24 protein-coding genes are annotated in these 21529 nt (G+C 46.8%); 18 read left to right on the top strand and 6 right to left on the bottom strand.

The window, feature by feature from the left end; all coding sequences use genetic code 11:
• The first annotated feature begins 11 nt into the window (after nt 1-11).
• The 7 genes from FGQ85_RS03385 to FGQ85_RS03355 all read left to right on the top strand — a co-directional run bounded on the left by FGQ85_RS03385 (nt 12) and on the right by FGQ85_RS03355 (nt 5701).
• Nucleotides 12-1397, top strand: coding sequence for an HlyD family efflux transporter periplasmic adaptor subunit (locus FGQ85_RS03385; protein WP_138372663.1), 1386 nt, complete (start codon nt 12-14; stop codon nt 1395-1397).
• Nucleotides 1398-1422: 25 nt separating this feature from the next.
• Nucleotides 1423-2154 (top strand): YggS family pyridoxal phosphate-dependent enzyme, encoded by a 732-nt coding sequence (locus FGQ85_RS03380; protein WP_087169375.1) that lies wholly within the window; start codon nt 1423-1425, stop codon nt 2152-2154.
• 14 nt (nt 2155-2168) lie between these two features.
• Complete coding sequence (locus FGQ85_RS03375) at nt 2169-2723, top strand: cell division protein SepF (protein WP_087251932.1); 555 nt, start codon at nt 2169-2171, stop codon at nt 2721-2723.
• 17 nt (nt 2724-2740) lie between these two features.
• The gene (locus FGQ85_RS03370) at nt 2741-3496 is read left to right on the top strand and encodes a YlmH/Sll1252 family protein (protein ID WP_138372662.1); all 756 of its coding nucleotides are present in this window, start codon (nt 2741-2743) and stop codon (nt 3494-3496) included.
• A 22-nt stretch (nt 3497-3518) separates the two neighbouring features.
• Nucleotides 3519-4049 carry a signal peptidase II gene (gene lspA, locus FGQ85_RS03365; RefSeq protein ID WP_087169364.1) on the top strand — a complete coding sequence of 177 codons (531 nt, stop codon included), beginning with the start codon at nt 3519-3521 and terminating at the stop codon, nt 4047-4049.
• Nucleotides 4039-4962, top strand: a complete 924-nt coding sequence (locus FGQ85_RS03360; protein WP_087252086.1) for an RluA family pseudouridine synthase — start codon at nt 4039-4041, stop codon at nt 4960-4962. Before lspA ends, FGQ85_RS03360 begins: the two co-directional genes overlap by 11 nt.
• A 94-nt stretch (nt 4963-5056) precedes the next feature.
• Complete coding sequence (locus FGQ85_RS03355) at nt 5057-5701, top strand: cytidylate kinase-like family protein (protein ID WP_087251931.1); 645 nt, start codon at nt 5057-5059, stop codon at nt 5699-5701.
• On the opposite strand, the gene FGQ85_RS03350 is transcribed toward FGQ85_RS03355, so the two are convergent.
• Nucleotides 5698-6447 (bottom strand): ATP-binding protein, encoded by a 750-nt coding sequence (locus FGQ85_RS03350; protein ID WP_087169366.1) that lies wholly within the window; start codon nt 6445-6447, stop codon nt 5698-5700. The two genes, FGQ85_RS03355 and FGQ85_RS03350, sit on opposite strands and share 4 nt — an antisense overlap.
• A 131-nt stretch (nt 6448-6578) precedes the next feature.
• Between FGQ85_RS03350 and dtd the strand changes: the two genes are divergently transcribed.
• Nucleotides 6579-7025 (top strand): D-aminoacyl-tRNA deacylase, encoded by a 447-nt coding sequence (gene dtd, locus FGQ85_RS03345; protein WP_118637346.1) that lies wholly within the window; start codon nt 6579-6581, stop codon nt 7023-7025.
• Between the two features lie 23 nt (nt 7026-7048).
• Here dtd and FGQ85_RS03340 read toward each other — a convergent pair whose 3' ends face one another.
• On the bottom strand, nt 7049-7714 hold the full coding sequence (locus FGQ85_RS03340) for a YkgJ family cysteine cluster protein (protein WP_138372661.1): 666 nt from the start codon (nt 7712-7714) through the stop codon (nt 7049-7051).
• A gap of 84 nt (nt 7715-7798) precedes the next feature.
• On the opposite strand from FGQ85_RS03340, the gene FGQ85_RS03335 reads away from it, so the two are divergent.
• A complete protein-coding gene (locus FGQ85_RS03335; RefSeq protein ID WP_138372660.1) occupies nt 7799-8359 on the top strand; it encodes a CDP-alcohol phosphatidyltransferase family protein in 561 nt (186 codons plus the stop codon).
• 12 nt (nt 8360-8371) lie between these two features.
• On the opposite strand, the gene FGQ85_RS03330 is transcribed toward FGQ85_RS03335, so the two are convergent.
• The gene (locus tag FGQ85_RS03330) at nt 8372-9655 is read right to left on the bottom strand and encodes a DUF1576 domain-containing protein (RefSeq protein ID WP_087169369.1); all 1284 of its coding nucleotides are present in this window, start codon (nt 9653-9655) and stop codon (nt 8372-8374) included.
• 202 nt (nt 9656-9857) lie between these two features.
• On the opposite strand from FGQ85_RS03330, the gene FGQ85_RS18275 reads away from it, so the two are divergent.
• Nucleotides 9858-10034 (top strand): hypothetical protein, encoded by a 177-nt coding sequence (locus tag FGQ85_RS18275; RefSeq protein ID WP_171027872.1) that lies wholly within the window; start codon nt 9858-9860, stop codon nt 10032-10034.
• A complete protein-coding gene (locus FGQ85_RS18715; protein ID WP_347563043.1) occupies nt 9971-10675 on the top strand; it encodes a tyrosine-type recombinase/integrase in 705 nt (234 codons plus the stop codon). Before FGQ85_RS18275 ends, FGQ85_RS18715 begins: the two co-directional genes overlap by 64 nt.
• Before the next feature lie 704 nt (nt 10676-11379).
• On the opposite strand, the gene FGQ85_RS03320 is transcribed toward FGQ85_RS18715, so the two are convergent.
• From FGQ85_RS03320 to FGQ85_RS03310, 3 genes are read right to left on the bottom strand one after another with little or no spacing between them, the layout of a single operon-like run.
• The gene (locus tag FGQ85_RS03320) at nt 11380-11898 is read right to left on the bottom strand and encodes a tyrosine-type recombinase/integrase (RefSeq protein WP_347563042.1); all 519 of its coding nucleotides are present in this window, start codon (nt 11896-11898) and stop codon (nt 11380-11382) included.
• Nucleotides 11899-11910: 12 nt separating this feature from the next.
• Nucleotides 11911-12372 carry a hypothetical protein gene (locus FGQ85_RS03315; protein ID WP_138372657.1) on the bottom strand — a complete coding sequence of 154 codons (462 nt, stop codon included), beginning with the start codon at nt 12370-12372 and terminating at the stop codon, nt 11911-11913.
• A complete protein-coding gene (locus FGQ85_RS03310; RefSeq protein WP_243128475.1) occupies nt 12359-13597 on the bottom strand; it encodes a site-specific integrase in 1239 nt (412 codons plus the stop codon). The genes FGQ85_RS03315 and FGQ85_RS03310 overlap by 14 nt, the downstream gene beginning before the upstream one ends.
• Nucleotides 13598-14124: 527 nt before the next feature.
• On the opposite strand from FGQ85_RS03310, the gene FGQ85_RS03305 reads away from it, so the two are divergent.
• Genes FGQ85_RS03305 through FGQ85_RS03275 form a run of 7 tightly spaced genes read left to right on the top strand, consistent with a single transcriptional unit; the run spans nt 14125 to nt 21270 of the window.
• Entirely contained in the window at nt 14125-14802 is a 678-nt protein-coding gene (locus FGQ85_RS03305; protein WP_243128474.1) for an ABC transporter ATP-binding protein, read from the top strand.
• 27 nt (nt 14803-14829) lie between these two features.
• On the top strand, nt 14830-15648 hold the full coding sequence (locus FGQ85_RS03300) for a bacterial Ig-like domain-containing protein (protein ID WP_138372655.1): 819 nt from the start codon (nt 14830-14832) through the stop codon (nt 15646-15648).
• A gap of 15 nt (nt 15649-15663) precedes the next feature.
• Nucleotides 15664-17079: a polysaccharide biosynthesis tyrosine autokinase gene (locus FGQ85_RS03295; protein ID WP_138372654.1), complete on the top strand. Its 1416-nt coding sequence runs from the start codon at nt 15664-15666 to the stop codon at nt 17077-17079.
• Nucleotides 17080-17081: 2 nt separating this feature from the next.
• Nucleotides 17082-18608: a polysaccharide biosynthesis tyrosine autokinase gene (locus FGQ85_RS03290; protein WP_138372653.1), complete on the top strand. Its 1527-nt coding sequence runs from the start codon at nt 17082-17084 to the stop codon at nt 18606-18608.
• Entirely contained in the window at nt 18605-19336 is a 732-nt protein-coding gene (locus FGQ85_RS03285; RefSeq protein ID WP_138372652.1) for a CpsB/CapC family capsule biosynthesis tyrosine phosphatase, read from the top strand. The genes FGQ85_RS03290 and FGQ85_RS03285 overlap by 4 nt, the downstream gene beginning before the upstream one ends.
• Nucleotides 19337-19375: 39 nt before the next feature.
• Complete coding sequence (locus tag FGQ85_RS03280; RefSeq protein ID WP_138372651.1) at nt 19376-20827, top strand: sugar transferase; 1452 nt, start codon at nt 19376-19378, stop codon at nt 20825-20827.
• Nucleotides 20827-21270: a glycosyltransferase family 4 protein gene (locus FGQ85_RS03275; protein WP_138372650.1), complete on the top strand. Its 444-nt coding sequence runs from the start codon at nt 20827-20829 to the stop codon at nt 21268-21270. Before FGQ85_RS03280 ends, FGQ85_RS03275 begins: the two co-directional genes overlap by 1 nt.
• Nucleotides 21271-21529: the final 259 nt, after the last annotated feature.

Raw genomic sequence — 21529 nt, 5'->3', positions numbered from 1 at the left:
AGGAAGATGATTTGGCAGTCAGAAAGAAAACTACGGATATCAGGTCATACCGCAGAAAATGGAATATCAATATCGGAGTCATTCTGTTTGCCGTTATCCTGATCTATGTGATTGTAGAGTTGGTGGTTTCGGTTACCAACCGGCCGACGACATACTATGAAGTAGGGCAGGGATCGATTATTAAGAATGTATCCTATACCGGATTTGCAGTCCGGACAGAGCAGACTGTGGAGGCGTCGAAAAGCGGCTATCTGAATTTCTATCAGCCCGAGGAATCCAAGATTTCAGCAGGTCAGAGTGTCTGTGCTGTTTCCGATAAGAAACTGGATTTAAGCAACAGGGAGGAAGAGACAGGAGAAACACAGCTTACAGAGGATGAGCAGAGACAGCTTCTGTCTTCGGTCCGCACATTTGCGGACAACTACAGGGAGGCATCTTTTTCCGAGACGTACTCCTTGAAAAGTACGATACAGAATCTGCTTGACCGGAAAACAGACCAGACCAGAACTTCCAGAATGACAGCGGCTCTTGAAGAGCAGGAAGAAGGAAGCTATCAGAACTGTACAAGTGAGACGGATGGAATTCTTGTCTATGAGGTAGACGGTTATGAGAGCATGACAACCGACCAGGTCACAGACAAGAATTTTGATAAAAGCAGCTATACCAGGACGGAGGTGCATGAGAACCGGAAAGTCAGTGAAGGAGACAGCATGTACAAGATTGTGACAGGAGAAGAATGGTATCTGGTTGTAAGAATGGATGCGGATACGGCAGAGTCTCTGTTGGACCGCAGCAGTGTCAACATCCGTTTTTTAAAAGATGATGAAGAAATGATTGCGGGCCTTCAGATGGAAAAGAAGGACAAGGACACCTATTACGCATACCTGACACTGGACAGTTCGATGATCCGCTACGCATCCGACCGTTATCTGGACATTGAGATTCTCATTGAAAACGCACAGGGACTCAAAATTCCAAAATCCGCGGTTGTGGAAAAGGACTGCTATGAAGTTCCGACAGAATATATTGTGAGCAACGGCGAGACAGATGAGCAGGGCGTGCTTGTCTATAATGACGGGGAAACAAGTTTCCGGGCGGCGGATGTCTACTATACAGATACGGAAAAAAATATGGCATGCATCGAAGCGGAAAATCTGCCAAAGGGCACAGTGATCCAGATGCAGGATTCCAATAATACAAGAACGCTGTCTGAGACAGTCAGCCAGGCAGGGGTCTATGAAGCCGGAAGCGGTTATGCTGTCTTTACCTCCATTGATATCGCGGCTGAAAATGAGGACTACTATATTACCGGAAACGGAAGCAGCAATCAGCTGTCCAACTATGACAGAATTGTCCTGAACGCGGAATCGGTACAGGATGATGAGATTCTTGTATAGCAAAAGCAGAAAGGAAGTAGAAGAGATGGAAACATGTTATGAGCCTGGAGTTGTTACAGAAAATCTCAGGATTGTAGAGGAAAAAATACAAAATGCCTGCAAAAGAAGCGGACGGAAAAGGGAAGATGTTACACTGATCGCGGTCAGCAAAACGAAACCGGCTGCCATGATCCGGGAGGCATACGATGCGGGAATCCGTGTGTTCGGGGAAAACAAAGTACAGGAACTGACGGAAAAATACGAAGAACTTCCGTCCGATATCCGGTGGCACATGATCGGACATCTGCAGAGAAATAAAGTCAAATATATCGTTGACAAAGCCGAGCTGATTCATTCGGTGGATTCCCTCAGACTGCTGGAGACCATTGACCGGGAAGCGGCGAAAAAGCAGGTCACAGCGAAGGTCCTTCTGGAGGTCAATATGGCAAAAGAGGACACAAAATTCGGTCTCATGCCGGAAGATGTCATGGGGTTTATCGATAAAGTTCCAGAGTTCAAAAATGTCACTGTAGAGGGCCTGATGACGATTGCGCCGAATACAGATGACCCGGAGAAAAATCGACAATTTTTTTCTGCGCTTCGGAAATTATCTGTTGACATTGCAGACAAAAACATTGATAATATCCATATGGGCGTACTTTCTATGGGTATGACCAATGATTATGAAGTAGCGATTGAAGAAGGTGCCACAATGGTCCGTGTCGGTACAGGAATCTTTGGTAAAAGAAATTATGCTTTAGATAAGAACACAAGATGATAGGAGTGTAAAAAATGGGTGTATTAGACAAGTTTTTGAATATCATGAAATTAAGTGATGACGACGACGATTATGAGAACGATGATTTCTTTGATGAAGATGACTTAGAGGACTACGAAGAGAAACCGAAAAGAAAACTGTTTGGAAGAGATAAGACGAATGAAGAGACAGAAAATTTCTCTGCAGAAGAAGAGGAAGACTACGAATCCAGACAGACATCTTCTCAGAACAGCAAAGTGACACCTATGAGACGTTCAGGCCGCAGACCGCAGGCTACAGGCATGGAAGTATGTGTGATCAAGCCGAGCTCTGTGGATGACGCAAGAGAGATTACAGAGACACTTTTGAGCGGACGTACTGTAATTCTGAATCTGGAAGGCCTTGATCTTGAGATTGCGCAGCGTATCATTGATTTTACATCAGGCGCGACATTTGCCATTGACGGAAACCTTCAGAAGATTTCCAGTTTCATCTTCCTGCTGACTCCTACAAACGTAGGTATTTCCGGAGATCTTCAGGATCTTCTGAACACATCTTTTGATGTGTCTTCTATCAGCAAAAGATACTAAGAAACCGGTTTCAGAGAATGGAAAGAGAAGAATTAATATTTCAGAAAAGACTGATTGACCTATCCCGCACTGCCTACCAGCGCGGGATTGTGATGTTCAGTGACTTTCTGAATCTGAATGAACTGAATATTCTGCATACGCTGTCAAAGGAGGAGCTATACTCCGGATACGAGACTTTTGGCGGCTATGCGGCAGCGGAGCGTCAGATGGTTGCTTTTCTACCTGATGCTCTTTGTTATGAGTTTTTTTATCCGTTTTCCATCCTTCGTATCCGCCCGCTGAATCCGAAGTTTTCGGAGGAACTGTCTCACCGGGACTATCTTGGAGCAATTCTGAATCTTGGAATTGAAAGATGCAAGATCGGTGACATTCTCGTGGAAGACCGGGAGGCGGTTGTATTTGTATCGGAAAGCATGGCGGACTTTCTTGCGGAAAATCTGACCAGAATCCGTCACACATCTGTAATGGCACAGATTGAGGCACAGCAGGAGTTTCAGTACGAGCCGTCCTTTGAAGAAATACGGGGGACAGTTGCGTCTGTAAGACTGGACAGTCTTCTGGCACTTGCATTTTCTTCCTCGAGAAGCAGACTTTCCGGACTGATTGAAGGGAAAAAGGTGTTTGTAAACGGCAGGCTGATTGTGAGCAACGGGTACCGCCTGAAGGAAGGAGACATTATCTCGGTGCGGGGAATGGGGAAATTCCGTTACGAGGGCGTGCTTTCCGAGACGCGGAAGGGAAGATCCTATGTTGAAGTCCGAAAATATACTTGATTGATGATCACAGGAGAGAGATATGAATAAGAAAAATGGACTGAAAAATTATGTCATGGCAGTGATTCTTGTCATCGTGGCGGTACTGATTGACCAGTATACCAAATATCTGGCAGTCACGCATCTGAAGGACGGTCCTGCCTTTGTCCTGATTGACAACGTGTTTGAACTGAACTATCTGGAAAACAGAGGTGCCGCGTTTGGTCTTCTGCAGAACCGGCAGATCTTTTTCGTGTGCGTTGCCATTCTGATTTTTGCTTTTATTCTTTACTGTTACGTGCGGATTCCGAAGACCGGCCGGTATCTGCCGCTGAGACTTTGCGGAATTTTCATTGTGGCAGGCGCGGCCGGGAATCTGATTGACCGGATTCGTCTTGGATATGTGGTAGATTTCTTCTATTTCCGTCTGATTGACTTTCCGGTATTTAACGTGGCAGATATTTATGTGACGGTATCATTTGCGGTACTGCTTATCCTGATCTTTTTCCGGTACAAGGAGGAGGAGCTGGAGTTTCTTGGAAGAAAGAAAGGAACAGGCACAGATGGAAAATAAAGTGTTGCAGGCGGAGGAATTTGTCGGAGAACGGATCGACAAATTCCTTTCGTGCAGATTGGAGGAAGTATCACGCTCTTATATTCAGAAGCTGATCAAAGAGGGCCATGTGAGTGTAAACGGAAAGCCTGTAAAGGCAAACTATAAACTGGGGGCAGGCGATGAAATCTCGGTGGAGATCCCGGAGGCAAAGGAGCCGGATATCCTTCCGGAAGACATCCCGCTTGATATTCTTTATGAGGATCAGGATATTCTGGTCGTCAACAAACCGAAAGGGATGGTTGTCCACCCGGCGGCGGGGCATTACAGCGGGACGCTTGTCAATGCACTGATGTATCATTGCAAAGACAGCCTTTCGGGGATCAATGGCGTGATGCGTCCGGGAATTGTACACCGGATCGATATGGATACGACAGGGTCCCTTCTGGTATGCAAAAATGATGAGGCCCACCGGATTCTTGCGGAGCAGCTGAAAGAGCATACGATCCGCAGGGAATACCATGCGATTGTATACGGGAATATCAAAGAAGACACCGGAACCGTGGACGCGCCGATCGGGCGCCACCCGACAGACCGGAAAAAGATGAGCATCAACCATAAAAATGGAAAACAGGCTGTGACCCATTATGAGGTGCTGGAGCGTTTTGGAAATTTCACCTACATCCGCTGCCGTCTCGAGACGGGGCGTACCCACCAGATTCGTGTCCATATGGCATCGCTTCATCATCCGCTTCTCGGGGATGAAGTGTACGGACCGTCCTCCAGACCTCCTTTTCCAGGGCTGAAAGGGCAGGTGCTGCATGCGAAGATTCTGGGAATTTATCATCCTGCAACGGGAGAATACATGGAATTCGATGCCCCTCTTCCGCAATATTTTGTTGATTTATTGCAAAAACTGAGAAGAAAAAGTTAAATTTTTGGTAAAGTTATATACATTTTGCTCAATTTGATATATAATAGTCCTATCGATAGCTTGACAGCTGACTGGTTAAAGGAGCGTGATGTATATGTCAAAAACAAATACAATTATTACAATCGGGAGAGAGTTTGGCAGCGGTGGACACGAGATCGGCGAGCGTCTTTCCGAGAAGCTGGAGATCCCATTTTATGATAAAGAAATGCTGGATCGTGCATCCAAAGACAGTGGAATTGCAGAGGAACTTTTAAAGGCACACGATGAGAAGCCGACAAGCAGTTTTCTCTATTCTCTGGTAATGGATACCTATTCACTCGGATATAAATCAGGGAGCTACTCTGACATGCCGATCAACCATAAGATCTTCCTCGCACAGTTTGACGCGATTAAAAAGCTTGCCGAAGAAGGACCTTGCATTTTGATCGGAAGATGCGCGGACTATGCGCTGGAGGATTACCGGAATGTCCTGTCTGTCTTTATCCATGCGGACACAGCAAAGCGGGCCAAACGAATCAGCCGGATGTATGACATGACAGAGGCGAAAGCGAAGGAAATGATTATCAAGACGGACAAAAAGCGCGGCAGCTACTATAACTATTACACTAACAAGAAATGGTCGGCGGTTCAGAGCTATGATGTCTGCCTTGACAGCGGAAAGCTTGGCATCGACGGATGTGTAGATGCGATTATAGAGATCGTAAAAATCAAAGAAGCAACGAAAAAAGCAGTTCTTTAAGAACTGCTTTTTACTTCCTCTCTTGTCAGCCGTACCGGCCAGCCTTCAATATTTCCATTTATAATTGCGGTAAACATGCGCTGCTTTGCACCCGGATGGTCAAGCTCCAGCTGGTGAATCAGATCTTTGGCATACTGCCGTTTTGTCAGCCCGTCCACCGGACAGCGGCTCTTTTCGACAGGAAGCTCATATTTTCTCTGAAATCCGATGACATCCGCTTCATTGACATACATCATTGGACGGATAACAGTCAGATCCATACGGTCCAGATAGGATTTCGGAGAGAAAGAGTGGAACCGTCCCTCAAAAATCAGAGAAAGAATCATCGTCTCGACAATATCATCCTTATGATGGGCATAGGCAACCTTGTTGCAGCCCAGTTTCTTCACTGCTTCATTGAGCGCGCCTTTGCGCATCTTGGCGCAGAGCGAACATGGATTGCTTTCCTTGCGTTCCTCAAACAGAATCCTTGCAATATCCGTTTTTACTACATGGTATGGCACATCCAGCTCTTGGCAGAGTGCCTCAATCTTCTCTGTATGAAACTTCTCATAGCCAAGGTCCACCGTGATGGCAATCAGGTCAAACGGCTTCGGATAAAAACGCCGCAGACCGGCGAGCGCGTAGAGAAGTGTCAGACTGTCCTTGCCTCCGGAAATTCCGACGGCAATCTTGTCTCCTGCTTCGATCATCTGGTATTCGTCCACAGCTTTCCGTGTAAAGCTGAGCAGCTGCTGTAATTTCATGTCTCATCCTCATTTCCAAATTTCATCATACTGTATCAATATATCTTATTTATTGCGGAAATACAAGGTATTTCTTGCAGAACAGACAAAAAAACGGTAAGATAGATAGGAGAAAAAAAGGAGTGAAAAAGATGAAATTTGTAATTCAAAGAGTTCTTGAGAGCTCGGTAACCGTTGATGGAGAAACCATCGGAAGTATTGGAAAGGGATTTATGGTCCTGATCGGTGTCGGAAAGGAAGACACAAAAGAGACCGCGGACAAGATGGTAAAAAAGCTGATCGGAATGCGGATCTTTGAAGATGAAAATGGCAAGACGAACCTGTCCCTGGCGGATGTGGGAGGAAGTCTGCTTTTGATTTCCCAGTTCACCCTGTATGCCAACTGCAAGAAAGGAAACCGGCCAAGCTTTATCGAGTCCGGCGATCCAAAAGCGGCAGAGGAGCTGTACGAATATATCATTGAGTCCTGCAAGGCTCAGGTACCGGTCGTAGAAAGAGGGAGATTCGGTGCAGATATGAAAGTCTCCCTCATCAATGACGGACCGTTTACGATCGTTCTGGATTCCAGAGAACTGTAAAACACCTGCCGGCATAAGCAGTCTTATGTCAGGTGAAAGAGCTTCTTGCACGTCTCATACCGCTCCTGGAAGGATTCATAAAAGCCTTCTTCCGGGTACGGGGTCAGGTAGAAGTTCTGAAGCACATACATGGATACCTGTTTCTGATAGGATTCATCGTTTGTCCGTTCAATATGGGCCTGAAGATCCATCAGAAGGTAGTGCCAGCTGCACACATAGTCTTCATAGCGCGGCAGGTCCGGGATGCCAAGCCACTTTTTAATCCGGATTTTGGAACGGCGGGTCTTTTTACATTCTTTCGTCTGAAGAAAGTAGGAAAAAGAACCATCCTCATACAGTCTGCCAAGCGGGAAGAGCCGGCAGAATCCGGGACGAAATGCGTGGATCTGACAGCGTCCGTCTTCGGAAAGAAACGGGCAGCAGTCCCGTTCTCCGGTCATCTTCAGATGAGGAAGAATGATGCCGTCCACAACGGAAAGCTCTGCAGCGCGAAGGAGAAGCTCCTCCGGCTTCAGGCCGGTTCCACGGTACAGCTGGTCCATATCATACGGGTCCAGAATGATGGAATCTCCCATTCCCTGACAGCAGTCCGAGCACCCGCGGCATCCGCCGCAGTCGGCACGGACCAGATCATTGGAAGTGTAGAGATTTCCGTCAGAGATTTCATTTAGATCAATATTTCGCAGCATAAAGCGCCTCCTTGTTGCCTGTCGTTGTTTTATCACTATTTTAAACAAAGAAGAGGGGGCCTGTCAAACCAGAATGGAGGGAACATGAAGCATTTTTCAAAAAAAGAACTGTTATCAATACCAAATTGCATGGGATATTTCCGGATTCTTCTGATCCCGGTATTTTGTATTGTATACTTACGTGCAGATTCCATTCAGGAGGAATATCAGGCGGCGGCGATTCTTCTGATCTCCACCATCACCGATTTCCTGGACGGGAAAGTCGCAAGACATTTCAATATGATCACCGAATTTGGGAAATTTCTGGATCCTGTGGCGGACAAACTGACCCATGCGGCAGTTGCCATCTGTCTTGCGTTCCGCTATCCACTGATGCGTTATCTGATCCTTCTGATGATCGTAAAAGAAGGATTTATGGCGGTGATGGGAGCTTGGAATCTGAAACACGGGCAGAAGCTAAACGGAGCAAAATGGTTTGGAAAAGTATGTACAGCCACCTTGTTTTTACTACTTCTGGCACTGGTGGTATTTCCGGGAATTCCCAAAAAGACAGCGGATTTCTTTATTCTCGCTGAGATGGTGATCATGTTTTTGACACTTATTCTCTACATACCGGAATTTCAAAAAATGCATAAGGAATGGTAAGCAAGGCGGCCTCTAAAGAGAGAGGTCGCCTTTTGCGCGCGCTCTTCTGGAGCGGATGGAACGGATCACCGGAACCATGAAAATGGCTACAATTCCTCCGGCAAATCCATTATTATACAAATTCATACTATCATAAAGAATTCCAACATTTAATGCTACAGAAGACTGAAGAAATCCGGCGAGGAGACCGGCTACAATCCCGAATTCCCCGGCGATCGGGGCAAGAGTCGTAGAAAACAGAAGAGCAAGCATCGGTGACGGATCGTTGATATTCCACTCTTTTGTTACACTGGCCAAAATAACGCCGATCATGATCGGGGCAATATTAAAGAGGTGCTTCCCGGTGGCAGAAAATCCGACGATCGTGAAAATACCGCCGATGGTCGGACCGTTGAGATCTCCGCCCAAAATCAGCACAAGAAACATGGCGAAAAATCCGTTGATTCCCATATTGAGAAGAACAGGCGCTTTCCCTTCCTGTTTCAGATAATCAGTTCCTGAGATTCCGCTGCATTTAAGGATTTTTTTATAGGAAGCAAACAGCTGCTTCCGGTCCAGAAGAAAGGCAGATAAAATCATGATCAGGAACAGTGCCCCCAAAATGATGGAAAACTCCAGATTACTTCCTGTATGCCAGATCAGCCGGGATTCTGCTTCAATTCCAAAGGATTTGAATAAAGAGATGATGACTGTCGCAATGATACCGGAAGAAAAACCGACGTTATACAAAGAGTAACCTTGATGAGCATAGTGAACATGGGTAGACAATGGAGGCAGAACAAAACCAATGCTGATACCGATAGCAAAGCTTAAAAAGACCCGGACAGGCAATGATAATCCTTCGAACTGCATAACCTGGGTAATAATCGGGGAAAGGCTCGTTCCGTACAGACCGACATAAAGATAATTCCGGATGGAAGTCTTGTGATAGTGAGCATACAAATAGACACCCAGGAGAATCGTCCAGATGTTGACGACATTTTTTCCAAACAAAGAAAAGCCAAAGATCAGGCAGCAGGAGGTGATGGTATGACCGTCGATTTCCATATGCAGAAGATAAAGAACCAGCAGTAAAAGCAGCGTAATCAGGCCGGCATTCAGAAAAGCAGCCCCAATGCCTCCAATCACAAAATAGTCTGTAATCAGGAAGTCAGGCTCACGGATAATCGAATAAAGACCGGAAAGAATTTCCGAAGGTGGCTGCATAAATAGTCCCACAATGATAAAATAGGCGGGAAAAACTGCCAGCAGAAGATAACTCTGGCGGCGCGAAAGCGTTTTTTTCATGTAGAGCATCCTTTCTTCGATGTAATATATTAACTTTATTATATCGAAAATCAGCCATATGGTAAAGAAAAATAAAAAAAATGCAAAAAGACTGAACCAAAACAGAGATAGATTCAGTCTTTTTTTATATACAGCAAAATTTACAAAGGCAGGATTAGTGGAAGGCAGAGCTGAAGATACTAAAGAGAAAACACAAAAGGAAGGAATACTTATGGAAGGGAAACGTATTACGCAAAAGTCATTGAAAGAGTATGAAATCTTCCTGATTCAGGAAGAAAAAAGCCGGGCTACCGTTGAGAAGTATATGAGAGAGCTTCAGATTTTATCCGCTTTTCTTGGCGGCGCAAAAGTCTCAAAACAGAAAATCCTCGAATACCGGAGAGGCTGATTCGATCCTACCAGCCAAAGACCGTAAACGCGAAGCTCTCTGCGGTAAATTCCTATCTGGAATTTACAGGCTGTCAAACCTGCACGGTAAAGCTCCTGAAGATTCAGAGACAGGCATTTATCGATGAAGAAAGAGAACTCTCCGAGCAGGAGTACAGACGTCTGCTGATGGCAGCAAGGAACCGCCCGAATCTTCGGCTTTACTATGTGATTCTGACAATCTGCGGTACCGGGATCCGGGTCGGAGAACTGAAATTCATCACGATAGAGGCGCTGAAATGCGGCAGGGTACAGATTCACCTGAAAGGGAAGGACCGGACTATTCTGCTGCCAAAGAAGCTGAAAAAGAAACTGCGGACCTACGTAAACAATCAGGACATTCAGAGCGGACCGATCTTTCAGACAAGAACCGGAAAACCACTGGACCGGAGCAATATCTGCCATGAAATGAAAGCCATCTGTGAAGAGGCCGGCGTAGACAAAACGAAGGTCTTTCCACACAACCTGAGGCATCTGTTCGCCCGCTGCTTTTACGCGGTAGAAAAAAATCTCGCTCTCCTTGCAGACATTCTCGGACACTCGTATGCCGTATTTTATGTGGAGAGATTTCTTCAATTTCACAAGCAACCGCATATTTTTTGAGGATATACGCTATACCTTGCCGTGTAAGCTTCCTGCCCTGTGAGTTATAGAACAATGGATGCTCAAAGTCAGATGGAGAGTCCAAATGCTGTTCTAAAAGATAATTCTTCAGAAGAGCGGTAGTTTTATCCATCAGAGGAACGCTTCGGGTTTTCCTTCCTTTCCCAGTCAGTTTGACCTGGGCAGGGAATTCCAAACGAAGGTCTCCGACGCGTAAATCTGCAAGTTCCTGCACACGGGCACCGCTATCGTATAGGAGAGTGAGCAATGCCTGATCGCGGCGTCCTTTACGTGTTTTGGTATCTGGCATGGACAACAATGTTTTGGTTTCAGCTTCGCTAAGATATCCCACCTGACGCCTACTGGTCTTTTTGTAGGGGATTCCTAACACCTGCTGACATTGAAACATGTGCTCCGGAGCCTGCATCTGTATATAGCGGAACAATGAATGAATCGCAGCAAGCCTTTGATTCCTCGTGCTTATACTGTTATTGCATTTACGTTCCAACCAGTTTAGAAACTCTGCGATCCGTTCAGCAGTCAGGTCAGCTACGTTAAGATTTTCTGGCCTTATACCCAGTATATCTCGGCAGTAGGTCAATAGCCGTATGTAAGTATCTCTGTAAGAAACAATGGTGTTGCTGCTTTGGTTGCGTACCCCTGGCAGTTCCTTCAGCAAAAAATCACTGAGCATGCGGGGAAAATCATTCGTCTTCATACTCAGTTTTTACCTCCAGGTTTGGAATGATGTCAGCATATATCCTACTGATCTGATCGACCAGATCAGGAAATGCTTCCGCTGTAAGTTTCAGATAACGGCCAGTGGCGGAAAGAGAGGAATGCCCCATGTAAGTCATTAACAGCGGTAACGCAACCTGATGGGAGATCCCATTCCTCAACATCGCTTCCAGACTATGCACACAGAAAGTATGACGGAGATTATGCAGGTGAGGCCCGCCATCGCTTTTGTTCCCATGCATTATTCCGCATTCAAACAGGATATCCCGGAAGTAATGATTCACAGATGTTTTGTCATAATGCCCATTGCCACGGCGGCTCCTGAAAAAGAAGCCATCTGGCTCATAAGCTGCGTGAGTTTTACGTCCATACCATTTGATGTACTCCATCACCGAGTCGCTCACCGGGATGTCGCGATCCTTATTGTTCTTCGCGTTTATAACGTGCAGGATATTTTTATCCATGTCCACATCCTTCATCCGCAGCCCGAGTGTTTCTTAGATGCGAAGGCCGCATCCATACTGAATGCGCAGAATCGCTGGATAAAAAATATGCGAATTAGAAGAATGCGGACGGATTGAATCTGCAGCATTAAAAATGTCCTTGATCTGCGAATGTGTAAAAATATACGGCTTGAAATCTTCGTGCCTGTTAGTTACGATAGAAAAGTCCACCAGGTACGCAGGGGTTTCGTGTCTGATCAGGTATTCGGCAAAAGTACGGATCAGTGTAACGCGTTGTTCCTGCGTTTTCTGTCGCCAGTTAGGATCCCGCTCAATAAAAGCCAGGCAAAGGTTTTTGGGGAGTCCATTTGAACAGTCAAACTGTTTGCTCATTTGGTCCAGAACATAGAGGACACGCTCTTGTTCTTCGTATTTATACCCAAGGGAACGCTTTTCATTAAGGAATCTCTGTATATGTTCCGCAAGGGGGCCGGTGAATGTCTTATTCTTTGACATAAGGCTTCCCCTCCACTTCCAGGGCGCATTTTCGCAAGCCGTTTATATCCACCCTGAGATAATGTTTTGCCACCTGCGGATCCGAATGCCCAAGTATATCTGAGATAGTGGACGCATCCACTTCATTCTGAAGCAAGTTTGTTGCAAGCGAATGACGGAGGGAATGCCAGCCATAGCGCTTGGATTTATCGATTGGAATACCGGCTCTTTTCAAAGCTTTATTGATGTTGTGCCGAAGCGTACTTTTAAACGGGCTTCCTTTGTAGGGGGCGTTATGCGTCACAAAGATATTTGGGTAATCCGTAACGGGCCTCCCGTTTTTCAGGTAATCAATGATCGCCCACCCCGCATCATCCGGAAGCGGAAGCGATAGCGGTTCCCTGGTCTTGTTCTGGGTAACAGTAATAAGTTTCTTGCCCCAGTCTATGTCATTGAACGTAAGAGAAAGTATATCGCCAATGCGAAGACCAAGCCTTGCCCCCAGAAGGATAATAGCGTAATCTCTTTTGCCAATGGGGGTAGTGATATCGATACTGTTGATCAGTTGTTCGATCTGCTCTTCGCTCCAAACCGTCGGGAGTTTTGTACGCAATCTCTGTGGAGGATGGGGCAAAAATACTTCTATAGGTTGATCAACATACTTGTGAAGAAAGGCATACTTGAAGTACTGCCTAAGGGCAGATAACCTTTCAGCGATCGTTACTGGGGCGAGTCCGATCATTGTTTCAGTAAAACGGGACATTAGATCAGCGGTAACACCATTGAGATGATGAATGCCCGAGGAATCCAAAAACAGGATCAGATCCTTAATGATACCCCGGCAACGCCGATAGTGACACTGGGAGCATCCGCATTCTACTTCATACTGTAAAAACCCTTCTGTCACCTCCTTAAAGGGAAGCGGCCAAACAATTTCCCCGTCATAATCGTGCCGTCTGAACAATGTACCGAAGTTATAATATTCAGCAAGTGATCGGATTACCCGAAAGTAATACATCTCATTTTTAGAGTGCTCTCCGGATGTAACAAAACCTCCAAGTTGTTTGAACTTCCATAGCAAGAAGTCTGTTCCCCTGGACTGTGAATAATCACAATCCCCTGCGTATTCCTCGAATTCCCGGAATACTTTGCGATATCTCCGCAATGAATCTTCGGAATACTGAAGCCCAACCAGCTTTTCTTCCAGTTCTTTGCAGAGCTCTGTAACTTTGATTTGTCTTAGCATAACAAACCATCTCCTTTCTGATATGTGACGTATTGTCAGTTACATCAGAAAGTATCGATTATTATGTAAAGAAAAGCTATATAAAAATCCGTAGTTATACAGGCAAGAGTTTTTTTCTTTCCATAAATACTTGCTTGTCATAAGATCTATGTGGCGGAAGGCATCCGCAAACAGGAACGCATTATCAAAAAAATGAGATTAATCGTATAAAAAATACCACAGAATGGTTATTCCGTGGTAACTGCCATGAAAAACGGCAAAAAATAAGGGACTGTGCCATTTTGTAACAGCCCCGGAATGTCGATCTGCCCTCCTTTTTCAAAAAATAGCGCAACATGCCTACGCCCGTTTTCCCGGAAAAAGCAAACGGGCTTCTTTGCATGCAAAAAAACTATTGACTTCTCTTTCCTACAATATTAAAATGAAACATGCTAGAGAAAAAATGTTTTGTTATGTATTTTTTTACCACGGAATAACCATTCTGTGGTAACGGATGCACAGAAATGAAAAGCAGGCGGGATGGCGAGATGGAGAAAAGAAGCAGAAATCTGGTGTATAAACCGGAAAAAGTAAGGCTTGGCCAGAAAGAATTGCTGGTCTGGGAAACTTTGATCGGTCCTTCCGGGCAGGGAAAGACGACAACCCTAAACCTGCTTCTGGGTCTGTACCATCCGCAAAAAGGCCGGGTTTATCTTGGTAATCCGGGACGGACAGCAATGGAGGCATCTTCGGCTACACGATGCCTGTTCAGCTACATCCCTCAGAGCAACACCCTTTTTACAGGGACGATTGCGGACAACATGCGGATGGTCAAACCGGAAGCGACAGACGAAGAAATCAGGCAGGCTCTGGAGGCAGCGTGTGCCTGGGAGTTTGTAGAGAAATTAGAAGAAGGAATGAACACACAGGTTCGGGAGCGGGGAACAAGATTTTCCGAGGGGCAAAAGCAGAGGCTCTCCATCGCAAGAGCTCTTCTTGCAGATGCTCCGGTTATGATTCTGGATGAAGCCACCAGTGCGCTGGATGTGGCGACAGAACGGAGGGTGCTTCGGAGAATCATCAAAAAAGAACCGCACCGGACTATTCTTGTGGCCGCACACCGGCCCAGCGTATTTGCCATGTGTAACCGGGTCTATAAAATCCAGGACCATGGGATTACGCAGGTAGACGAACAGGGCATTCAGGAATTTCTGGATGCATTCTGACCAAGCTAAGAGACAGGAGAAAACAAGATGAGATATATAAGAATACTGGTTATCATCCTTTTTATCGCAAGCCTTGGAATCTACGGGGCGGCCCGGATTAAAGAACAGGCAACAGAAGATCCGACCAGACCGGTCATCACAAGCGATCGTGAAGAGCTGGAAGTCTCCACTTCTTATGAAGAAAGCGATCTGTTGGAAGGACTGACAGCAGAGGACGAAAAAGACGGGGATCTGACAGACCAGATCATGGCAGGAAACTTTTCCCAGTTTATCGAGCCGGGAGTGTGCAACCTGACCTATGTGGTATTTGATTCCTCCAATCAGGCAGCAACTCTAACCAGAAGAGTCCGTTTTACTGATTATGAGGCACCGAAATTTACTTTGACCCAGCCGCTGGTATTTGCAGTAGGTAACGAGAACAATGCTCGGAGCTATGTCCACGCTGCGGATCAGATCGATGGAGATATCTCTTCTATGGTGAAACTGTTGGAGAGTAACGTCGATTACCGGACTGCAGGAGACTATACGATCCAGGTGGAAGTGTCCAACAGTCTGGGTGACACGACACAGGCGGAACTTCCGGTTCATATCGTGGAAGCATCCCGGCTCAGCACAGACATTCATCTGACACAGTCTCTTGTGTACTTGAAAAAAGGAGCAGAATTCCACCCGGAAGACTATGTGGACTATGTGGAAGATATGGACGGCAACCAGCTGGATGCAGGCAGCCTTTCCATCAGTTCTCAGGTCAATACCGGGGAAACTGGAACCTATCAGGTTCAATATCAGACAGACGGCGATACAGGCAGAGGTGAAACCTGGCTGACCGTAATCGTGCGGGAGTAAAAGGAGAGATACCAGATGAAGAATGAAGTAAGAGAATTCAGACTAGATGAAATCAGCATCCTGTGTATCATCCGGGACCTGCTGAAAAATATATGGGTGATTCTTCTGGCGGCTGCAGCAGGATGGTTTGCGGTAACCGGGGTCATGAGCATTCTGTATGTGCCGGAATTTACCGCCCAGGCCACCATGGCAGTCAGTGCGAGAGGTGACAGCAATGCCTATTCCTCTCTGTCTTTGACCAACCAGATGGCCGGAGTCTTCAGCGAAGTCTTCGACAGTAATGTCTTAAAAGAAAAGATTGCAGAAGAGCTCGGTGAAGATTCCATTAACGAAACGATTCAGGCAACCGTGATTGAAGAAACGAACCTGATCACGCTGCAGGTAACGAGTGAAAACCCTAGAAGGGCGTATCAGGTGATCCAGTCTGCCATCCGGAATTATGATGAGGTATCGGACTATCTCTTCTCCAATGCGATGCTCCGGATCGTACAGGAACCATCGGTTCCGTATGCACCTTCCAATGCCATGAATAGTTCCCGGTACCAGAAGCTTGCCATTCTGGCAGGAGCGGCTGGATCCGGCGGGCTGGTCGTTTTACTGTCTATCCTGCGTTTCACAGTGAAAACAAGGGAAGGAGCCAAACGAAATCTGGATGGACGGATTCTGGAACTGATTCCATATGAGCGGAAAAATAAAACCGTCCGGGGAGCGTTGCGGAAACTAAATAAATCCATTCTGATCTCTTCCAGGCTGGTCAGTATGCCGTTTGGAGAAGCGGTCCGTAAGACAGCAACCCGAATCGACCATCATATGCGCAGGAGAGACCAGAAGGTACTGATGGTGACCAGTGTGGCGGAAAATGAAGGAAAATCTTCTGTGGCGGCAAACCTGGCCCTTGCACTGGCGGAAAAAGGCCGGAGGGTAATGCTGATTGACGTGGATTTGAAGAAGCCGGCTCTTTATAAAGTGTTTGAAAAAAAGGAAGAAAACCGAAAGTATCTATCGGATTATCTGGACAAAAAGGCAGAGATTAAAGATGTTCTAATTTATGAGAAAAAGGAAAAGATCTATACGGTGTTTCAGGAGAAGAGCATCCATAATGCAGCACGGTATCTGGATTCAATGGAAATGAAAGCGCTGATTGACGCCGGTCGGAAAAAGATGGATTACATTATTCTGGATACGCCTCCAATGTCCGTATCCAGCGATGCGGAATTGATGCTGAAAATGGCAGATAACGCGGTACTGATCGTTCGCCAGGACTGGACGGATGTGAGAGCGGCAAACGATGCTTCGGATACGATCCGCCAGGCAGGCGTGGACTTTACAGGTTTCATTTTAAATGCCTTTTTAAAAGAGCATTTGTGGAGTTCTCTTCGGGAACATTCCTACTACGGATACGGCAGAACTGATGGCAGCGAGGAGGTGTAAGGATGGCAGAGAGAGATCTTTATAGCAAGAATAACCAGAACCTGTCCCGAAGGATCGATGAAGACGACGTGATTGATCTGGGGGCTCTGTTCTGGAATGTGATTCAGGGGATTCTCCGATTCTGGTGGCTGATCATCCTTCTGGCTGTAGTCGGGGCAGGAGCTTTTTATCTCAGGGCTACCAGCCTGTTTTATACACCGATGTATCAATCCGCTGCAACCTTTACGGTTCTGACCGGAGGATCTACCGATTCGGAAAACAGTACCTATAACTTTTATTATGATACGACAACGGCCGGACAGCTGGCGAAAACCTTTCCTTATATTTTAAGCAGCAGCCTTTTGACGGAGGCGATTGAGGAAGACCTGGGAGTAGATGCGGTCAACGGAAGTATCTCCGCACAGGCAGTGTCTGATTCTAATATGATTACCATGACCGTAACCAGCAACAGCGCGGAAGATGCCAAAGCGATTTTGGAGTCGGCTATTAAGGTTTATCCGGACGTGGCACGGTTTGTCATCGGGGATACGAAATTTAATATGATCGACGAGCCGTCGACTCCGACGGAGCCGTACAACCGGCCGAGTTACCGGGGACAGATCAAAAAAGGTGCTGTCTACGGGGCAGGAGCAGGATTCCTTCTTATCTGCCTGTATGCTTTTTTCAAGAAAACGGTACAGAAGCCGGAAGAGTTGAACAGTGTCATGAGCCTTTCCTGTATTGCTAATATACCGGAAGTTTCAAGGAAGCTTAGGAAGAAGCAGACTACCAGATGGATCCAGATGAAGGATAACCGGACGCCTCAGGCATTTCGGGAAAATATTCAGAGTCTGCAGATTCGGATCTCCCGTGAACTGGAGGAAAAGGACGGTAAAGTTCTGGTACTGACGAGCACCATGCCGGGAGAAGGAAAGTCCACCCTGGCTTATAACCTGGCCATTGCGGCGGCATCCCACGGGGTAAAAGTTCTGTTTGTTGACGCGGACCTGCGCAAGCAGGCAGACCGGAAGCATCTGACGGAGGAAAAAGGAAGAGGCCTAGCTTCTGTTGTAGCAGGGAAATGTACGCTGAAAGAAGCAGTTTATCGGGAGAAAGAGACTGGAGTAGATTTCCTTGGAGGAAACAAACCTGTCAAAGGTGTTCAGCAGATCCTCAATCATAGCAGTTTCCATGAGGTCATGGAAGAAATGAAAGCCCAGTGGGATCTGATCCTTCTGGATGCACCGCCGGTAGAAATGTTTGAGGACGCCAGTATTTTGGCAGAACAGTCGGACGGCATCCTGTATGTGATCCGTTACGATCAGGTGCAGAAACGCCGGATTCTGGACAGTATTTCCGGGCTGGAAGACAGCAAAGCACCGCTTCTGGGATATGTGTTCAACGGTGTTCCGGTACACCGGGGCGGATATGGCTACTATGGTTATGGACGTTACGGATATGGTTACTATGGATACGGCTCTTATGGCTATGGAAAGAAACAGGAATCAAAAGGGGCCAAAGAAACCGCTTCCGGGGAGGACGTAAGATGATCGATCTCCACGCCCACCTTCTGCCGGGCCTTGACGATGGAGCCAGATCCTGGGAAGAGGCAGTCGAAATGGCGCAGACAGCAGTAGAGTCCGGTATTGATACTGTTGCAGCTACCTGTCATGCAAACCTGCCGGGAAGAGAGTCGGCGGAACTTGTACGTGTATACCGCAGACAGTTGGAACAGTTTCGGGAACTCCTGACAAAAGAGCGGATTCCATTACAGCTGATAGAAGGCATGGAGATCATGGACGGGCCGGAACTGGTAAGAAAGTTAAAACGCGGAGAACTGCTGACGATCAATCATACCCGCTATGTCCTGGCAGAAGTCAGGCTGGATGCGCCCGCATGGCAGATTTACAGGATGCTGACGTATCTTCTGGATGCCGGATACATTCCGGTCCTGGCACATCCGGAACGGTACCGCTGCGTGCAGCGGATACCTGGCCATGTAAAAGAATGGGCCGCGATGGGGGCGGTGCTCCAGTTGGATAAGGGAAGCATTTTCGGGCGGTTTGGAGAAGGAGCAGCGGATGCAGCAGCCTACATGCTGGACAGACAGCTGGCTTCCCTTGCAGCAACAGACGCTCACCGGGCAGATGTCCGGACGTTGAGCCTGGCACCACTTCGGGATCTGCTGGCAAGACAGTACGGAAGTGCATGCCCGGAACTGCTGCTTCGGGAGAATCCAAGGAGGATCCTGAAAGGGCAGGAAGTCATCCGGTTTTAAAAGAAAATAAGAGCAACAGAAGAGGAAGGTTAAAAATTCATGTATAAGAAAAGTTCCAAAGGATGGTTAAAACACAGCGATTTTATCCTGCTGGATCTGATCTGCCTGCAGGCGGCATTTATTCTTGCCTACCTGCTCCGGCACAGAACAGGCAGCCCTTATGAATCGCAGTTATATCTGAATATGGCAATCTTTCTGGAACTGGCAGATGTTGTCGTGCTGTTTTTCTTTGAAACATTTAAAAATGTACTGAAACGGGGATATTATCTGGAATTTGCCGTCACCCTGAAACATGTAGTACTGGTACTTCTGTTTGCTACGCTGTATCTGTTTACGATTCAGGAAGCAGCGAATTATTCCAGAATCGTTTTGTATATGACAGGTGTGATTTATCTCTTCCTCACCTATGCGGTGCGTCTTCTATGGAAGCGGATGCTCCGGAAGAAGATGCGGACAGGCGGAGACCGCTCCCTCCTGATCGTGACTACCGACCGGGCGGCTCTGGATGTGGTTTTAAGCATCAAGCATCATAATTATGAAATGTACAATCTGGCCGGTCTGGTGATTGCCGACCGGAATATCGTTGGAGAAGATATCGGAGGACTGCAGGTGGTGGCAAATGTCGATACCGCACCGGAATATGTCTGCCGGGAATGGATTGACGAGGTGCTCCTGATTCCGGGGGATGACGAAACCCTTCCCCAGAGCCTGATAGACAAGCTGGTGGAGACAGGAGTTACTGTACACTTTAATATTTCACAGGCCACCAACAAGGTGGGAAAGAAACCGCTGGTGGAGAAAATCGGAAATTACTTGGTACTGACTACCAGCATCAATTATACAACAGACAAGCAGGCATTTCTAAAACGATGCCTGGATATTGCAGGCGGACTGGTGGGTTGCATTCTGACAGGAATCTTATTTGTTTTTATTGCACCGGCTATTTATATTCAGTCGCCGGGGCCGATTTTTTTCTCACAGGTAAGGGTGGGAAAAAACGGGAAGAAATTTAAAATGTACAAGTTCCGCAGCATGTATCTGGATGCGGAGGAACGGAAAAAAGAGTTGATGAAAGAAAACCGGGTGAAGGACGGCATGATGTTCAAGCTGGATTTTGACACACGCGTCATTGGAAATAAGATCCTGCCGGATGGCAGGAAGAAGACCGGGATCGGACATCTGATCCGGGTGACATCGATTGATGAATTCCCGCAGTTTTTCAATGTCCTGAAAGGTGATATGTCCTTGGTGGGGACAAGACCTCCGACACTGGATGAGTGGGAAAAATACGAGCTTCACCATCGTGCAAGACTTGCTATCAAACCGGGGATTACCGGAATGTGGCAGGTAAGCGGAAGAAGCGAGATCACGGATTTTGAGGAAGTGGTCAAGCTGGATACGGAATACATTACAGACTGGAGTGTGGGGATGGACTTTCGGATTCTGCTGAAGACAGTACTTGCAGTGGTTAAAAAAGAAGGATCGATGTGATGGAAAAAAAGAAACAAAATCAACTGCGTATTGCTTTCCTTGGTATGAAATGTATGCCGGCTCTGGGACAGGGTGGCGTGGAAGTAGTAGTGGAAGAACTGAGCACCCGAATGGCAAAACTGGGGCATCAGGTGACCTGCTATAACCGGAGCGGAAAGCAGGGCGGAAAAAAAGGATTAACAACATACAAAGGGGTGCGGATCGTGAATGTTCCTACGATTGATAAGCGGGGACTGGCAGCTATGAGTGCCTCCACCGTGGCAGCAATTCGTGTAGCCTTCGGGCCGTATGATGTGGTGCATTTCCATGCGGAAGGCCCGTGCGCCATGCTGTGGCTGCCAAAATTAATGGGAAAACGATGCATTGCGACGATTCATGGAGCTTGTGAAATAATAGAGACAACCGGAAAAAAGCCTGATAAATCAAGGGTTTTGGCGGCTTGACTGATTGATCTCAATTTCTGTTCTGATGGTTGAGCAGCGGTCAGCCAGACCTTGATAACGGTGTTACGGCGCTGTTCTATCATCATTTACCCCAAATGTAGGGACAGAAATTGAATAAGAAGGAGGTCAGTCAAGCCTGCCGATGGATTCCCAAGCGGGAATCCTCGACGGGCTGTTTTTTGCTTTATAGGAAATTGCGTTTTTGGAGCAGTCAAAAAAAGAACGCATGTTCATCGAACATATGTTAGATAAACATGCG

This window comes from Pseudoflavonifractor sp. BSD2780061688st1 E11, from assembly GCF_005844125.1.
GTDB lineage: Bacteria > Bacillota > Clostridia > Lachnospirales > Lachnospiraceae > Sellimonas > Sellimonas catena.
This window is presented reverse-complemented; position numbering and strand designations above follow the sequence as displayed.

What these genes read in the sequence shown, in the direction of transcription:
- FGQ85_RS03380 (WP_087169375.1), top strand. Translation starts at nt 1,423, where the DNA reads ATGGAAACATGTTATGAGCCTGGAGTTGTTACAGAAAATCTCAGGATT.
- FGQ85_RS03375 (WP_087251932.1), top strand. Translation starts at nt 2,169, where the DNA reads ATGGGTGTATTAGACAAGTTTTTGAATATCATGAAATTAAGTGATGAC.
- FGQ85_RS03370 (WP_138372662.1), top strand. Translation starts at nt 2,741, where the DNA reads ATGGAAAGAGAAGAATTAATATTTCAGAAAAGACTGATTGACCTATCC.
- lspA (WP_087169364.1), top strand. Translation starts at nt 3,519, where the DNA reads ATGAATAAGAAAAATGGACTGAAAAATTATGTCATGGCAGTGATTCTT.
- FGQ85_RS03360 (WP_087252086.1), top strand. Translation starts at nt 4,039, where the DNA reads ATGGAAAATAAAGTGTTGCAGGCGGAGGAATTTGTCGGAGAACGGATC.
- FGQ85_RS03355 (WP_087251931.1), top strand. Translation starts at nt 5,057, where the DNA reads ATGTCAAAAACAAATACAATTATTACAATCGGGAGAGAGTTTGGCAGC.
- FGQ85_RS03350 (WP_087169366.1), bottom strand. Translation starts at nt 6,447, where the DNA reads ATGAAATTACAGCAGCTGCTCAGCTTTACACGGAAAGCTGTGGACGAA.
- dtd (WP_118637346.1), top strand. Translation starts at nt 6,579, where the DNA reads ATGAAATTTGTAATTCAAAGAGTTCTTGAGAGCTCGGTAACCGTTGAT.
- FGQ85_RS03340 (WP_138372661.1), bottom strand. Translation starts at nt 7,714, where the DNA reads ATGCTGCGAAATATTGATCTAAATGAAATCTCTGACGGAAATCTCTAC.
- FGQ85_RS03335 (WP_138372660.1), top strand. Translation starts at nt 7,799, where the DNA reads ATGAAGCATTTTTCAAAAAAAGAACTGTTATCAATACCAAATTGCATG.
- FGQ85_RS03330 (WP_087169369.1), bottom strand. Translation starts at nt 9,655, where the DNA reads ATGCTCTACATGAAAAAAACGCTTTCGCGCCGCCAGAGTTATCTTCTG.
- FGQ85_RS18275 (WP_171027872.1), top strand. Translation starts at nt 9,858, where the DNA reads ATGGAAGGGAAACGTATTACGCAAAAGTCATTGAAAGAGTATGAAATC.
- FGQ85_RS03315 (WP_138372657.1), bottom strand. Translation starts at nt 12,372, where the DNA reads ATGTCAAAGAATAAGACATTCACCGGCCCCCTTGCGGAACATATACAG.
- FGQ85_RS03310 (WP_243128475.1), bottom strand. Translation starts at nt 13,597, where the DNA reads ATGCTAAGACAAATCAAAGTTACAGAGCTCTGCAAAGAACTGGAAGAA.
- FGQ85_RS03305 (WP_243128474.1), top strand. Translation starts at nt 14,125, where the DNA reads ATGGAGAAAAGAAGCAGAAATCTGGTGTATAAACCGGAAAAAGTAAGG.
- FGQ85_RS03300 (WP_138372655.1), top strand. Translation starts at nt 14,830, where the DNA reads ATGAGATATATAAGAATACTGGTTATCATCCTTTTTATCGCAAGCCTT.
- FGQ85_RS03295 (WP_138372654.1), top strand. Translation starts at nt 15,664, where the DNA reads ATGAAGAATGAAGTAAGAGAATTCAGACTAGATGAAATCAGCATCCTG.
- FGQ85_RS03290 (WP_138372653.1), top strand. Translation starts at nt 17,082, where the DNA reads ATGGCAGAGAGAGATCTTTATAGCAAGAATAACCAGAACCTGTCCCGA.
- FGQ85_RS03285 (WP_138372652.1), top strand. Translation starts at nt 18,605, where the DNA reads ATGATCGATCTCCACGCCCACCTTCTGCCGGGCCTTGACGATGGAGCC.
- FGQ85_RS03280 (WP_138372651.1), top strand. Translation starts at nt 19,376, where the DNA reads ATGTATAAGAAAAGTTCCAAAGGATGGTTAAAACACAGCGATTTTATC.
- FGQ85_RS03275 (WP_138372650.1), top strand. Translation starts at nt 20,827, where the DNA reads ATGGAAAAAAAGAAACAAAATCAACTGCGTATTGCTTTCCTTGGTATG.